The 14,343-nt window shown below is 72.8% G+C and carries 13 protein-coding genes and 1 pseudogene; 4 read left to right on the top strand and 10 right to left on the bottom strand.

All coding sequences use genetic code 11. The features are described from left to right. Positions 1 to 177: 177 nt before the first annotated feature. The 4 genes from ABTX62_RS08600 to ABTX62_RS08585 all read right to left on the bottom strand — a co-directional run bounded on the left by ABTX62_RS08600 (position 178) and on the right by ABTX62_RS08585 (position 4,806). Positions 178 to 1,224 (bottom strand): hypothetical protein, encoded by a 1,047-nt coding sequence (locus ABTX62_RS08600; RefSeq protein ID WP_502997923.1) that lies wholly within the window; start codon positions 1,222 to 1,224, stop codon positions 178 to 180. Between the two features lie 128 nt (positions 1,225 to 1,352). Further along, entirely contained in the window at positions 1,353 to 1,928 is a 576-nt protein-coding gene (locus ABTX62_RS08595; protein WP_352115466.1) for a SigE family RNA polymerase sigma factor, read from the bottom strand. Between the two features lie 524 nt (positions 1,929 to 2,452). Continuing rightward, positions 2,453 to 3,529, bottom strand: coding sequence for an aspartate-semialdehyde dehydrogenase (locus ABTX62_RS08590; RefSeq protein WP_352115465.1), 1,077 nt, complete (start codon positions 3,527 to 3,529; stop codon positions 2,453 to 2,455). After that, positions 3,529 to 4,806 (bottom strand): aspartate kinase, encoded by a 1,278-nt coding sequence (locus ABTX62_RS08585; protein WP_031140483.1) that lies wholly within the window; start codon positions 4,804 to 4,806, stop codon positions 3,529 to 3,531. The genes ABTX62_RS08590 and ABTX62_RS08585 overlap by 1 nt, the downstream gene beginning before the upstream one ends. A gap of 234 nt (positions 4,807 to 5,040) precedes the next feature. Between ABTX62_RS08585 and ABTX62_RS08580 the strand changes: the two genes are divergently transcribed. Then, entirely contained in the window at positions 5,041 to 5,751 is a 711-nt protein-coding gene (locus tag ABTX62_RS08580; RefSeq protein ID WP_352115464.1) for a response regulator transcription factor, read from the top strand. Beyond that, positions 5,748 to 7,142 (top strand): sensor histidine kinase, encoded by a 1,395-nt coding sequence (locus ABTX62_RS08575; RefSeq protein ID WP_352115463.1) that lies wholly within the window; start codon positions 5,748 to 5,750, stop codon positions 7,140 to 7,142. The genes ABTX62_RS08580 and ABTX62_RS08575 overlap by 4 nt, the downstream gene beginning before the upstream one ends. Positions 7,143 to 7,148: 6 nt before the next feature. On the opposite strand, the gene ABTX62_RS08570 is transcribed toward ABTX62_RS08575, so the two are convergent. Next, the gene (locus ABTX62_RS08570; RefSeq protein WP_352115462.1) at positions 7,149 to 7,673 is read right to left on the bottom strand and encodes an SgcJ/EcaC family oxidoreductase; all 525 of its coding nucleotides are present in this window, start codon (positions 7,671 to 7,673) and stop codon (positions 7,149 to 7,151) included. 172 nt (positions 7,674 to 7,845) lie between these two features. Here ABTX62_RS08570 and ABTX62_RS08565 point away from each other — a divergent pair, with 172 nt between their 5' ends. Continuing rightward, positions 7,846 to 8,682: a PhzF family phenazine biosynthesis protein gene (locus ABTX62_RS08565; protein WP_352115461.1), complete on the top strand. Its 837-nt coding sequence runs from the start codon at positions 7,846 to 7,848 to the stop codon at positions 8,680 to 8,682. 4 nt (positions 8,683 to 8,686) lie between these two features. Here ABTX62_RS08565 and ABTX62_RS08560 read toward each other — a convergent pair whose 3' ends face one another. The 3 genes from ABTX62_RS08560 to ABTX62_RS08550 all read right to left on the bottom strand — a co-directional run bounded on the left by ABTX62_RS08560 (position 8,687) and on the right by ABTX62_RS08550 (position 10,374). Next, positions 8,687 to 9,346: a DUF5063 domain-containing protein gene (locus ABTX62_RS08560; RefSeq protein WP_352115460.1), complete on the bottom strand. Its 660-nt coding sequence runs from the start codon at positions 9,344 to 9,346 to the stop codon at positions 8,687 to 8,689. Then, entirely contained in the window at positions 9,339 to 9,938 is a 600-nt protein-coding gene (gene recR / locus ABTX62_RS08555) for a recombination mediator RecR (RefSeq protein ID WP_003991835.1), read from the bottom strand. Before recR ends, ABTX62_RS08560 begins: the two co-directional genes overlap by 8 nt. A 94-nt stretch (positions 9,939 to 10,032) precedes the next feature. Further along, complete coding sequence (locus ABTX62_RS08550; RefSeq protein WP_078885280.1) at positions 10,033 to 10,374, bottom strand: YbaB/EbfC family nucleoid-associated protein; 342 nt, start codon at positions 10,372 to 10,374, stop codon at positions 10,033 to 10,035. A 276-nt stretch (positions 10,375 to 10,650) separates the two neighbouring features. Between ABTX62_RS08550 and ABTX62_RS08545 the strand changes: the two genes are divergently transcribed. Next, positions 10,651 to 11,409: an SLATT domain-containing protein gene (locus ABTX62_RS08545; RefSeq protein WP_352115459.1), complete on the top strand. Its 759-nt coding sequence runs from the start codon at positions 10,651 to 10,653 to the stop codon at positions 11,407 to 11,409. Between the two features lie 75 nt (positions 11,410 to 11,484). Here the strand turns inward: ABTX62_RS08545 and ABTX62_RS08540 are convergent. Both ABTX62_RS08540 and ABTX62_RS08535 read right to left on the bottom strand, forming a co-directional pair. Further along, positions 11,485 to 11,958 (bottom strand): annotated as a pseudogene (locus ABTX62_RS08540) (phosphate ABC transporter substrate-binding protein); the annotation flags it as partial. Positions 11,959 to 12,088: 130 nt separating this feature from the next. Then, a complete protein-coding gene (locus ABTX62_RS08535; RefSeq protein WP_352115458.1) occupies positions 12,089 to 14,308 on the bottom strand; it encodes a serine/threonine-protein kinase in 2,220 nt (739 codons plus the stop codon). Positions 14,309 to 14,343: the final 35 nt, after the last annotated feature.

Here is a 14,343-nt window from a genome sequence, read left to right as displayed (position 1 = left end):
ACGGCGGTTACGACCCCGCCAGCACTCCCGTCCAGTACACCGTCCCCGCACAGGCGTTGGACACCGTGACCGAGGTACCGTCCGAGCCGGTGCCGGGGCGGAACGGGCCGCCGGTGCGCCCGCCCCGACCCGCCCGCACGCAGGCTCGCGTCCGCACGCAGGCTCACGTCCGGGCGGTTACGACCCCGCCAGCACTCCCGTCCAGTACACCGTCCCCGCACAGGCGTTGGACACCGTGACCGAGGTACCGTCCGAGCCGGTGCCGGGGGTGTAGGCCACCGCGACGCTGCCGTCGACCGTGCCGTCCTCCGTGGCCAGCTGGGGGGCCGTGCCCGTGCCCGTGTCGCCGCCGGTGGAGGTGCCGGCCGTGGCCGCCGGGTCCTCCGACGGGGTCGGGTCCGGGCTCGGGTCGGGATCGCCGACGCTGCCGCCGGGGGTGGGGCAGGTCTCGGAGGGGACCCAGGCGAACCTCACGTCGTAGCCGAGGCCCGGCTGGAGCACCAGCTGGGCGGCCTCCAGGGACGGGTCGGGCAGGAGCCCGGCCGCCGCGTCCCCGGCGGTGTGCCGGACCGCGCCGACCTTGCTCATGTCGGCCGCGCCCTGCGGCAGCGCGCTGACCGAGCCCGGGCCGGTGACCGTGCAGGCCGCGCCGGAGACGTTGACGACGCGGAAGGAGCCGGAGACCGCGCCCGTGGAGTCCGGGGCGTTGCTGCTTCCGGAGGCGGGGCCGAGCTGGGCCGGCGTGCACACCGGGATGCCGGCGGCGGCGGTGGAGGAAGGGGCGGTACCGCCCTGGGACGCGCCGGTGGGGGCGCCGGGCCCCTGGTCCTTGTCCTTCTCCTTCTTGTCGCCCTTCTCCTTGTCCTCGGTCTTGCCGGAGGAGCCGCCCGAAGTGCTCTCGCCGCCGTCCGGGCCCTTGCCCTCGCTCGCGCCGCCCTGGGCCTCGGAGGCGTGCCCGGCGACGGACGGGTTGGCGTCGGAGCCGGTGGCGTTGGAGACGTGGACGAGGGCGGGGACGGCGGTGCCGATGAAGAGGGCGGCGGCCGCCATGCCGACGACGGCCTGCCGCTTGCGGGCCCGCCGCTGCGGCACCGCCTTCCGCAGGTAGTCCAGGGTGCCGTCGCGCGGTTCCACCTCCTGCACCACTTGGTGCAGCATCGTGCGCAGGTCCAGCTCGTCCGAGTCGAACCCTTCGGGGTTCTGATCGTCGGGGCCGTGGTTCACAGTTCCGTTCCCAGCGTGCGATTGCTTCGGATCTTGCCCGTGCGGCCTGGTCGGCGCCTGCCACCCGTCGAGGCGCTCGACGGGCTCGGGGCGGTCGCGCCCCTTGCCGCCCGCGCCGTTGCCGTCACTCATACCGGTGCCTCCATGGCGACCCTGAGCGCCGCGATACCGCGCGAGCCGTACGCCTTGACCGAGCCCAGCGATATGCCGAGCGTCTCGGCGACCTGCGCCTCGGTCATGTCCGCGAAGTACCGCAGCACCAGCACCTCGCGCTGACGGCGCTGCAGCCCTTTCATCGCCTTGATCAGGGAGTCGCGCTCCAGCTGGTCGTAGGCGCCTTCCTCGGCGCTGGCCATGTCGGGCATGGGCTTCGACAGCAGCTTCAGGCCGAGGATGCGGCGGCGCAGCGCGGAGCGCGAGAGGTTGACGACGGTCTGGCGCAGGTACGCCAGGGTCTTCTCGGGCTCGCGGACCCGCTTGCGGGCGGAGTGGACACGGATGAACGCCTCCTGGACGACGTCCTCGCAGGAGGCGGTGTCGTCGAGCAGGAGCGCCGCGAGACCCAGCAGCGAGCGGTAGTGCGCCCGGTAGGTCTCGGTGAGGTGATCGACGGTGGTACCGGCCGCTACGCCGTCCTCCGCGTCGTCGCGCTGGTTGGGTATGCGGGCCGGCCGCGCTGCGGGCACGGGCGCGATCACCGGCATGCCACCGGGCGTACCGGCCATGCGGGGTCGGAGAGCCGCCGGACGGGGCGGTCGGAGGACCGTGCCGCGTGCCGCGCTGAAGTCGAGTACCTCTGCCACGCCTGTTGGACACGCGTACCCCTGTCAGGGTTGTACGTGCCGGGCATCGCTTTCATGCCGACCGTCGCCGTCGACGGTCTACCCGCGTCAGGCAGCACAACCGATGGTGCATTAAATGCCCTCATGCGTCCCGCTCTTCCCCTATGTCCGTATGTGACCGGACGTCCCCACGCCCGGTGCCAGGCGTCCCCACGCCTGATGAAGCGCTCCCACGGTCGAAGGGTGACCGCAAAGACGCTCCCCGCCCTTCGCACGGTTGCGGAGAGCGGGGAGGTAAATCCTCTGATGCCGAAGCGCCCGGGACAAGTGATCCGCTCCATCGACCGGCTCACATGTCGTCCGCAGATCCTACAAACCGCCTATGACATCGGCCGGGGGATTTTCGGCACGGCGAAACTTCACGAAAACCGGGCGGACCACCGGGTTCAGGACACCTCGGCCGCGACCAGCTCGGCGATCTGCGCGGTGTTGAGGGCGGAGCCCTTGCGCAGATTGTCCCCGCACACGAACAGTTCGAGCGCCGTGGGGTCGTCCAGCGCCCGCCGGACCCGCCCGACCCAGGTCGGATCGGTGCCGACCACGTCGGCCGGGGTGGGGAACTCCCCGGCGGCCGGGTTGTCGCAGAGCACGACCCCGGGCGCCGTGGCGAGGATCTCGCGGGCCTTGCCGACGGTGACCTCACCCTCGAAGCGGGCGTGCACGGTCAGGGAGTGCGTGGTGATCACCGGAACGCGGACACAGGTGACGGCCACGGGGAGGCCGGGCAGACCGAGGATCTTGCGGGACTCGTCCCGCACCTTCAGCTCCTCCGAGGACCAGCCGTCCTCCTGGGCCGTACCGGCCCACGGCACGACGTTCAGGGCGACCGGCTCCGGGAACGGCCCGGTGTGGTCCCCGACGGCCCGGCGGACGTCACCGGGGCTGGTGCCGAGCTCCGTGCCCGCGACGAGGGAGAGCTGCCGGCGCAGGATCTCCACGCCGGCGCGCCCGGCGCCGCTGACGGCCTGGTACGAGGAGGCGACCAGCTCGCGCAGCCCGAACTCGGCGTGCAGCGCGCCCAGGGCGACGATCATGGAGAGCGTGGTGCAGCTGGGGTTGGCGATGATCCCGCGCGGGCGCATCCGCACGGCGTGCGGGTTGACCTCGGGCACGACGAGCGGCACGTCCGGGTCCATCCGGAACGCGCCGGAGTTGTCGACGACCACCGCGCCCTTGGCGGCGGCGAGGGGCACCCACCGCTCGGCGACCTCGTCGGGGACGTCGAACATGGCGACGTCGACCCCGTCGAAGACCTCCTCGGCGAGCGCCACGACCTCGGTCTCCTCGCCGCGCACGGCCAGCTTGCGGCCGGCCGAGCGCGGGGAGGCGACGAGTCGGATCTCGCCCCAGATGTCCGCCCGCTGGGACAGGATCCGGAGCATGACCGTGCCGACGGCTCCGGTCGCTCCCACCACGGCGAGCGTCGGGCGTCCGGACCGGCCGGTTCGGTCGGGTCCGGCCATCAGCGGCCGGTGCCTCCGTAGACGACGGCCTCGTCGCTGTCGGAGTCGAGCCCGAACGCGGAGTGCACCGCGCGAACGGCCTCGGGCACGTCGTCGGCGCGCGTGACGACCGAGATGCGGATCTCCGAGGTCGAGATCAGCTCGATGTTGACGCCCGCGTCGGACAGGGCCGTGAAGAAGTCGGCCGTGACGCCCGGGTTGGTCTTCATACCGGCGCCGACGAGGGAGATCTTGCCGATCTGGTCGTCGTAGCGCAGCGAGTCGAAGCCGATGCCGGCCTTGTTCTTCTCGAGCGCGTCGATGGCCTTGCGGCCCTCGGTCTTCGGCAGCGTGAAGGAGATGTCCGTCAGGCCCGTGGAGGCGGCGGACACGTTCTGCACGACCATGTCGATGTTGATCTCGGCGTCGGCGATCGTGCGGAAGATCGAGGCCGCCTCGCCGGGCTTGTCCGGCACACCGACGACCGTGACCTTGGCCTCGGAGGTGTCGTGCGCGACACCGGAGATGAGAGCCTGCTCCACCTGCTTGTCCCCTTGCGTAATCGGCTCGCTGCTGACCCAGGTGCCCTGAAGTCCGCTGAAGCTGGACCGGACGTGGATCGGGATGTTGTACCGGCGGGCGTACTCCACGCAGCGGTGGAGCAGCACCTTCGACCCGGATGCCGCCAGTTCGAGCATGTCCTCGAAGGAGATCCAGTCGATCTTCCGGGCCTTCTTCACCACCCGCGGGTCGGCGGTGAACACACCGTCGACGTCGGTGTAGATCTCGCAGACGTCGGCGTCGAGGGCGGCGGCGAGCGCCACCGCCGTGGTGTCGGAGCCGCCGCGGCCGAGGGTGGTGATGTCCTTGGTGTCCTGGCTGACGCCCTGGAAACCGGCGACGATCGCGATGTTGCCCTCGTCCACCGAGGTCTTGATCCGGCCCGGCGTGACGTCGATGATCCGGGCCTTGTTGTGGACCGAGTCGGTGATGACACCTGCCTGGCTGCCGGTGAACGACTGGGCCTCGTGGCCCAGCTTTTTGATGGCCATGGCCAGCAGGGCCATGGAGATCCGCTCTCCGGCGGTCAGCAGCATGTCGAGCTCGCGCCCGGCAGGCATCGGGGAAACCTGCTCGGCGAGATCGATCAGCTCGTCCGTCGTGTCGCCCATCGCGGAAACCACGGCAACCACCTGGTTGCCGTTCTGCTTCGCTTCCACGATCCGCTTGGCGACGCGCTTGATGCCCTCGGCATCGGCTACGGAGGAGCCTCCGTACTTCTGCACGACAAGGCCCACGTGCGCTCCTCGCTCAATCCGTCTCTGTCCGCTCATACGCATTCGTACCGCGGTCGGCTCAGTCTAACGAGCGTCCGAAAAACCCCTCCGCGATATCGCATGGTGAGATCCGGGCGCGCCCGTCCAGAGTGGCTCATGCCCATCTGGGCACGGGCCACTCGGAAAGTGCCCGGCGTCACAACCCGCGTCCCGGGCGGGCCCGGTGACGCAACTTTCAAGCACTATGGTTCGGCTGTGCGCGTACTCCTGGTGGAAGACGATGAACCGGTCGCCGAGTCCCTGCGCCGTGGCCTGAAGCGCTACGGCTTCGAGGTCGAGTGGGTCACCACGGGCGGGGCGGCCCTGCGGCACGAGGGTCCGTACGACGTCGTCCTGCTGGATCTCGGCCTGCCCGACACCGACGGCCTGGACGTCTGCAAGACGCTGCGCGAACGCGGCGACGTGCCGATCATCGTGATCAGCGCCCGCAGCGACGAGACGGACCGGGTGGTCGGCCTGGAGCTCGGCGCGGACGACTACGTCTCCAAGCCGTTCGGCGTCCGGGAGGTCATCGCGCGGATAAGGGCCGTCATGCGCCGCACGCGGCCCAGCACCCCCACGGGCACACCCGACGCCGGTCCCGACCGCTACGGCACCCGCCTGACCGTCGACCGCAGGGCCGCCCGGGTGCGTCTCGACGGCGAGGAGGTCGCCCTCGCGCCCAAGGAGTACGACCTGCTGGCCTTCCTCACCGAGGAGCCGGGGGCGCTGATGTCGCGCGAGCAGATCATGGAAGCGGTCTGGGACGCGAACTGGTTCGGGCCGACGAAGACACTGGACGTGCACGTGGCGGCGCTGCGGCGCAAGCTCGCGGGGGCGATCACCATCGAGGCGGTGCGCGGGGTCGGCTTCCGGCTGGAGATCACCCAGGACCCCGGCCTCGGCGGGAGCGGCGCCGCCTCATGATCCGCCAGCTCGTCCGCAGCTACGTCCTGCTCGTCGCGGTCGCGATCGCGCTGTTCACCGTGCCGGTGGCGTTCACGCTCACGAACCAGCTGCGCGGCGACACCAGATCGGCCGTGCTGCGCGAGGCCGACGCCATGGCCCTGCTGCTGGGCGACGGCCGGGCCGCCTCCTGCGAGGCCCTGGAGAAGATGGCCAGGGCCTACGACGACGAGATCCAGGTGACCCGCACCGCGAACTGCGCGGCGGACCTGCCGCGGCCGACGCCCGACGCGGCACTGACCCGGGCCCTGAAGGACGGCACGCCCACGACCGACTGGGGCTCCTCCTTCATCTGGGGCCCCGAACTGGTGATCACCGTGCCCGCCCGCGCGGCCGGTACGGACCGGGTCGTCGGCGCCGTACGCATCGTCTCCTCGACCGGTGAGATGACCGGCCGCCTCTGGCAGATCTGGGGCTTCCGGGCGGTCCTCGCCGTGCTGGTCCTCGGGGTGGCCGCGCTGCTCGGCGTCGTGGTGGCCCGGCGGCTCACCCGGCCGCTGCGCCAGCTCAACGACATGGCCAGCAGGTTCAGCGACGGCGATCTGACCGCCCGCTCCCCCGTGACGGGCCCGCCCGAGACCCAGACCCTGGCGCGCACCCTCAACCAGGGCGCCGAACGCCTGGACACACTGATCGCGGCCCAGCGCATCTTCGTCGCGGACGCCTCCCACCAGCTGCGCACCCCGCTGACGGCGTTGCGGTTGTCCCTGGACAACATCGCGGACGGCGTGGACGACGAGTTCGTACGGGAGGACGTGGAGCAGGCGACGGCGGAGGTCGTGCGGATGAGCCGGCTGGTCAGCGGGCTGCTGGTGCTGGCCCGGGCCGAGGCGAAGGTGACCGCGGCCGAGCCGCTCCCGCTGATGGACATCGTGCGGGAGCGGCTCGCCGTGTGGAGGCCGGCCGCCGAGGAGCGCGGAGTCACCATCGCGCTCGGGGGGAGTGCCGACGGCCGGCTGTCCGTGCTGTCCAGCCCGGGCCATCTGGACCAGATGCTGGACAACGTGCTCTCCAACGCCCTGGAGGTCTCACCCGACGGCGGGACGATCACCGTGCGGGTGGAGCCCCGGGGCGAGGTGGTGGGGGTGTCGGTCCTGGACGAGGGGCCCGGCATGTCGGACGCCGAGAAGTCCCGGGCCTTCGACCGGTTCTGGCGCGGTCAGGGCCTGACCGGCAAGTCCGGCTCCGGCCTCGGTCTCGCCGTCGTCAAGCAGCTGGCGACGGACGACGGCGGGACCGTGGTGCTGACGGACGCCGCCCCGGTCCCGGCTTCGCTCGACCGGGGGCGTCCCCGGGGGCGCGGCCTGTGCGTGACGATCACGCTCCGGGCGGCCCACCGGGGCGGCGGTTGACCCGGCTCAGCCCTGCGGCATCTTCGACGAGTGGTGGTTCACGATCAGCCACCCGCCGTTCGGCTGCTTCTCGTAGGCGTAGGTGTAGCGGGCCTTGACGGTGCTCTTCTCGCCCGTGTCGTGGTCGGTGAGCGCGAACTCGTACACACCGGTGTCGATGACGGTGTCACGGTCGAGGACGTTGACGACCGACTCGACCTTCGTCCCGACCGGCTTGTTCCGCAGGAAGTGCTCGAAGTAGTCGACGATCCCGGCTCTGTCCGTGCGGACCTCGTTGGAGACGGTCGGCAGCAGGACGGCGTCCTTCGCGTACAGGTCGGCGACCTTCTGCGGGTCGCCGGTCCCCAGCGCGGCGTTCCAGCGGTCGAACAGTCCGAGCACCTGCGTCGTGGACACCGGCTTGGCGTGCTTCGCGCCCTTGCTCCCGGAGTCGGCCCCGGCGATCCCGGCACCGAGGGCGAAGGTGCCCGCGGCCAGGACCGCGGTGGCGGTGGCGACGGCTATGCGACGGCGGACGGGGCGGCGGTTCATGACATCTCCAGTGCGATCGAGGGGAGTTGACCTGCCTCCGCGTTCTCTGCGGTGGAAGTGACTCCAGCCTCGCGTTTCACCTGCCAGGGGCCGTACAACCCGCGTACAGGGCCCGTACAGGGAGCCCCCAAATCACGCTGCGTGGCACGGCGCCGGACGCTACCGTCGGGACATGGAGATACTGCGCTACGTGGCGTTCAGCACGGATCCCGAGGGCGGCAACCCGGCGGGGGTGGTGCTCGACGCGAGCGGCGCCGACGACGCGGCGATGCTGGCGGCAGCGGCCGAACTGGGTTACTCGGAAACGGCGTTCGCGGTGGAGTCCGGCGACGGCTCCCTGGACGTCCGCTACTTCAGCCCGCTCGCCGAGGTGCCGTTCTGCGGCCACGCGACGATCGCCACGGCCGTCGCCCACGCGGAGCGGCACGGCACCGGGCGACTGCTGCTGCGCACCGCGGCGGGCCCGGTCACCGTGGCCACGGACCGCTCCGCGGACGGCACCCTCGTGGCGACCCTGGTGAGCGTCGCGCCGCGCACCGTCCCGCTCGCGGAGGCCGACCTCGCCGCGCTGCTCTCGATCCTCGGCTGGTCCGCCGAGGACCTGGACCCGGCCCTGCCGCCCCGCGTGGCCTTCGCCGGTGCCTGGCACCCGGTCGTCGCCGCCGCGAGCCGGGAGCGGCTGGCGGACCTGGACTACGACATGGCGGCGCTCACCGCCCTCATGGCCCGCAGGGACTGGACCACGATCGACCTGGTGCGGCGGGAGTCACCCACCGTCTACCACGCCCGCAACCCGTTCCCGCCCGGCGGGGTGGTCGAGGACCCGGCGACGGGAGCGGCGGCGGCCGCGTTCGGCGGCTATCTGAGGGAACTCGGACTCGTGCCCGTGCCCGTGACGCTGACGATCCATCAGGGTGCGGACATGGGCCGCCCGAGCACGATCACGGTGTCGGTGCCGGCGGACCCGCACAGCGGAATCGGCGTCACCGGCACGGCCGTTCGGATCTGACCGGCTACTTCGCCGGGCGCAGACCCAGGGGTCCGGCGATCTCCTCGGCCATCACCCGGCCCGCCTCGATCTCCAGGGTGTCGTCGCCCATGCCCTGGTCCGTGTCCAGGCCGTCGAGTTCGGCGAGGGGCTGGTCCAGGCGGACGTGGGCGAGGACCGACTGCAGGGCGCGCAGGGTGGCCGACGCGGTGGAGCCCCAGTTGGAGAAGTAGGAGAACTGCCACCACCACAGGGCCTCGCTGGTACGGCCCGCGCGATAGTGGGCCATGCCGTGCCGCAGGTCGGCCATGACGTCGGCCAGGTCGTCGGAGATCCGGGCCGGCACGGGCGCCTTGCGGGGCTCGTAGGGGTCGAAGACCTCGGAGTAGACGTCGATCGGGTCCAGCAGACGGGCCAGGTTCTCGCGGAGCGCGTCGACGTCCGGCTCGGGTCCCGAGTCGGGTTCGTAGCGCTCGTCGGGCACGATGTCCTCGTGCGCGCCGAGCCGGCCGCCGGCCAGGAGCAGTTGCGAGACCTCCAGCAGGAGGAAGGGCACGGCCGATTCCGGCTCGTCGCCCTTGGCGACCTCCGTGACGGCGACCAGGAAGCTCTCGATCTGGTCCGCGATCTGGACCGCGAAGTCGTCCGGGTTCTGGTCGGTCGCGTGCAGCGTGGCGTCAGACATCTAGGAGTCGTCTCCCCTCGAAGGCGCGGCCGAGTGTGACCTCGTCCGCGTATTCCAGGTCGCCACCCACCGGGAGGCCGCTGGCCAGGCGGGTGACCTTCAGGCCCATGGGCTTGATCATGCGGGCGAGGTACGTCGCTGTCGCCTCGCCCTCCAGGTTCGGGTCCGTGGCGAGGATGAGCTCGGTGACCGTGCCGTCGGCGAGACGGGCCAGCAGCTCCCTGATGCGCAGATCGTCCGGGCCCACCCCGTCGATCGGGCTGATGGCGCCGCCCAGCACGTGGTAGCGGCCCCGGAACTCACGGGTGCGCTCGATCGCCACGACGTCCTTCGGCTCCTCGACCACGCAGATGACGGCCGGGTCGCGGCGGGTGTCGCGGCAGATGTTGCACAGCTCCTCCTGTGCGACGTTGCCGCAGGTCGCGCAGAAGCGGACCTTCGCCTTGACCTCCATCAGGGCCTGCGCGAGGCGCCGTACGTCCGTCGGCTCGGCCTGCAGGATGTGGAAGGCGATCCGCTGCGCGCTCTTCGGACCCACGCCGGGCAGCCGTCCCAGCTCGTCGATCAGGTCCTGGACCACGCCTTCGTACAACGGACTGCCCTTCCTGGGTCTTCGGGGTCGGTACGCACCGTCCCGTACGTACCGTAGTTGTCAGCCGCCTGTCCGAGGAAGGCGGTGCGCCGGGTCAGAACGGCAGGCCGGGGATGCCGCCGCCGCCCAGCCCCTGCGCGAGCGGGCCCAGCTTCTGCTGCTGGAGCGCCTGCGCGTTCTCGTTGGCCGCCTGGACGGCCGCCACGACGAGGTCGGCGAGGGTCTCGGTGTCCTCGGGATCCACCGCCTTCGGGTCGATCTTCAGGGCGCGCAGCTCGCCGGCGCCGGTGACGGTGGCCGTCACCAGACCGCCGCCCGCCTGCCCGTCGACCTCCGTCTGCGCCAGTTCCTCCTGCGCCTGTGCCAGGTCCTGTTGCATCTTCTGGGCCTGCTGGAGCAGCTGCTGCATATTGGGCTGGCCACCACCGGGGATCACGATCAGCTCCTTGCTCGGTACGGGTTTTCCCGTTCGGCACGAGCCTACGTGGTCGGGGCTGCCGTCGCCCCAGCACTCTTTCGAGTGAGTCCCCCTCGCGCCCTATACCCGATCAAGGAATACTTCCGGGCGGAAAAGAGGCGAAAGCTACGTCTTCGCCACCCATTGGGAGGTAGGAAGGGTCGGGCGCGTTCGGGAGGCGGCCTTTCGCCCCTCGCGCAGCGTGATCGGTGAGTGAACCGTGCGTGGTCATTCGTGGTCAGTGAGGAGTGCCGGGTGGGTCAGCCGGAGATGCAGCCCGAGGGGCCGCCTCAGGACGGGCGGGGCGAGCAGGCGGCGGCCGGGCTGCGGCCGGGCGATCTGACCGGGCGGGTCTTCCCGCTCGGGGACTGGGGCGAGCCGGCGGCCCGGCTGGACGAGCTGTACCGGTGGGTGGAGCGCGGGGCGCTGCGGACGGCGGCCTGGTATCTCGTGGACCGGGTGTGGAAGCGGCGGTGCGCGCGGGTGCTGCGCTGTGGGGCCGCGGCCGGGGCGGTCACCGGGGTCGCGCTGCCCCTGCTGGATCTGACCGGCGTCGCGGACGGGATCGCGCCGTGGGGGTGTGTGGCGCTGCTGCTGGGCGCGGCGTGCGTGGCCGTCGACCGGTACTTCGGGGTGACGTCCGGGTGGATGCGGGACGTGGCCACCGCGCAGGCCGTGCAGCGGCGGCTCCAGGCGTTGCAGTTCGACTGGGCGGCGGAGAGTGTGCGGGAGGTGCTGGGGCCGGCGGAGGGGACGGCCGGTGAGGCCGCCGAGCGGTGCCTCGGGGTGCTGCGGAGGTTCTCCGAGGACGTGACGGAACTGGTGCGGGTGGAGACGGCGGACTGGATGGGGGAGTTCCGGTCGGGGGGTGCCGCGCCGGTGGGGTTGCAGACGGTGGTGTTCCCCGGGCCGGTGCGCGGCCCCGAGGCGGGGGTGAACGGGCGGTTCGCCGTGCCCCCGGCGGGGGGCGCACGGCCGAACATGCCCCGGCAGCGGCCGCCCGAGCCGCGCTGAGGAGCCTCAGCTCGCGCCCTCGCGCCCGCACAGGGTGAGCCCTTCCGGGCTCCGGCACGGCAGGTGGCCGTGGGTGCGGATGACGTCCCCGCCGGACAGGAGCACGAGCAGCTTGAAGTGGTCGCCGCGGTTGAGCGGCACGCGCGGGATGCGCAGGGTGTTCCCGTCGTAGGCGAAGCCGCGGCCGGCGGTGAAGTGGTCCATGAGGTGGTCGGTGTCGGACGGCTGGGTGACCGAGACACCGCGGACCGTCCGGCCGGTGAACACCGCGGTCGGGCCGTGCGGTTCGGGGCCGGTGCAGTCGTCGTGGTCGATGCCCGGCGAGCCGTCGTTCTCGATGCGCGGCAGCACGAGCGTCGCGTCGGACAGGCCGAGGCGGCGGTTGGCGCGGCCCGAGCGCCCGTCGTCGCCGATGGGGTTGTCCATCTGGACGCGGTAGCCGATCCTCTTGCGGCGCGGCACCCGGCGTTCGTACCAGACGCCCGAGGCGATGACGCCGAGGAGGGCCGTGGCCACGGCCACGAGGTTCTCCGCGCTCAGCCACTCCATCGTGGGTGTCCCCGCCGCCGCCCGGACGATTCGATCGTCCGGTCACCGTACGGCCGCGCGAGCGCCCATCCGGTTTTCGTCGGCCGGAATTCGCCCGACGTTCAACGGCCTCCTGCCTCCCAGGAGTCGGTCACTGCTTCGTGTACGTCAGCCGCTCCCCGCTGCTGGTGTTCACGCGCTGGAGCGTGCCGTCCGGGAGGAGGGTGATCTCGGTGGCCGCGCCCGGGGTGCACGCCGTGCGGGGCTGCCCGACCTTCACGCTGGACGGGCCGATGCTCAGCGCACCGCCGGAACCGGGCTCCGCGGTCAGCCGCCCCTCGAACACGCAGTGGTAGGTGCCGCCGCCCTTGGTCGGGCCGTCGGCCACGAGGGAGAGGACCGTGTCGCCGGGTCCGCCCTGCTGGATGGTGAGCGAACGGCTGTGCTCGCCGTCGGCGTTGTCGATGGCCGTGGCCCAGGTGCCGAGGTACCCGGCCGGGATCGTGCCGTCCGCCGGGGAGGGGGAAATGTCGGGCTGCGAGGTCGTCGGGGACGGGCTCGGCGTGGTCGGGGGCGCGCCCGTGCTGTGCGTGGGGCCGGGGCCGTCGTCGGCCCGGTCGTCACCGCCGCCCTGCATCAGCGCGTACACCGACCCGCCCGCGGCGAGCGCGACGACCAGGGCGATCACGACCAGCAGCGCGGTGGAACGACCGCCTCCGCGCGGCGGTGGCTGCGGGGGGCCGTACGGCGGGGTCGGGCCGTAGGGCGGGGTCGGGCCGTAGGGCGGGGTGGTACCGAGACCGCCGTAGGCGGGGTGGGGCGGGGCGACGCCCGGGGCACCGGGCTGGGGGTGCTGCTGGGGGTGGCCGTACGCCGGGTACACGGCCGGGGCCGGCTGCGTCCGCGGGTGGGACGGGGCCCCGGTGGCCGGGAGTCGCCGGGGCGCCGGGGGCGCACTCTGCCCCGCGACCATGGTGGGCAGGTGGTTCACCGGCGGCCCCTCCCCCGGCAGGCCCGGCGCGGGCGGCCCGGGGGTCGCGGCGGGCGCCGCCGCGCCGGCCGCGGGCAGCGCCGGGCGGGGCGACGACTCGTCGGCGGCGGGCGCGTGTTCGGGGGTCGGGCCGGGACCGCCGGAGGGGGCGGACGGCACGGTGGGACCGGGACCGGAGGGTCCCGCAGGGGCGGACGGTGCGGCGGCGCCTGCCCCTGGGGCCCCGGCCGGGACGGGCGGAGCAGCGGGACCGGGCACGGAACCGGGGACCCCGGAGGGCCCAGGCGATGGCACGGCACCGGGGACCCCGGAGGGCCCAGGCGATGGCACGGCACCGGAGGCGGAACCGTGCCGACCGGCCGGCTCGGCTCCGGGACGCTCGGCGGTACCGGCCGGACGGGCCGCGGCACCGCCCTGCCGCCCCGCGGCGGTACCGCCGGCGGTACCGCCCCCCTCGCCTTCCGGGTCCTCCGCGTCCAGCAGCCGCACGGCGTGCCGCCCCAGCTGGGCGACCAGTGCGCTCGGCAGCCACGGGTCGAGGGCGCGGCCGTCGGAGACGGTGTCGTCGGCACCCGTGCGCTGCAGGACGCGGTCGAGGGAGGGCCGGGCGGCGGGGTCCTTGCGCAGGCAGTCGCGGACGAGGTCGGCGATGCCCTCGGGGACGCCCTCCAGGTCCGGTTCCTCCTGGGCGATGCGGAACATCAGGGCGTGCACGCCGCTGTTGGCGGTGCCGAAGGGCAGGGCGCCGGTCGCGGCGTAGGCGAGGACCGAGCCGAGGCAGAAGACGTCGCACGCCGGGGTGATGCGGTCGCCGCGCACCTGCTCGGGCGCCATGAAGCCGGGCGATCCGACGAGCGCGCCGGTGCGCGTGAGCCCGCCGTCCGTCACCGTCTCCAGCGCGCGGGCGATGCCGAAGTCGATGACGCGCGGGCCGTCGATGGTGACCAGCACGTTGGACGGCTTGAGGTCGCGGTGGACGATGCCGGCGGCGTGGATGTCCTTGAGCGCGTGCGCGAGCCCGGCCGCGAGGATGCGGACCGTCCGTTCGGGCAGGGCACCGTGGTCGTGCCCGACGACCTGCTGGAGACTCGGCCCGGCGACGTACCCCGTGGCGACCCACGGCACCGCCGCCTCGGTGTCCGCGTCGAGCACCGGCGCGGTCCAGTGGCCGCCGACCCGCCGCGCGGCCCGCACCTCCTGCCGGAACCGCTCGCGGAACTCCTCCTGCGCGGCGAGTTCCTCACGGACCAGCTTCACTGCGACCGTGCGGCCACGCTCCGAGCGGGCCAGATAGACGTGCCCCATGCCCCCGGCACCGAGGCGCGCCAGCAGCCGGTACGCGCCGATACGCGGCGGATCCCCGGGCCCCAGCTTCTCCATCGCTCAGCCGCCTTCCCCCCACATGCGAGCAACGG

This window comes from Streptomyces sp. NPDC096046 (assembly GCF_040303285.1).
Classification (GTDB): domain Bacteria; phylum Actinomycetota; class Actinomycetes; order Streptomycetales; family Streptomycetaceae; genus Streptomyces.
The sequence above is the reverse complement of the archived record's forward strand: the minus strand, read 5'-3'. Positions and strand labels throughout refer to the sequence as shown.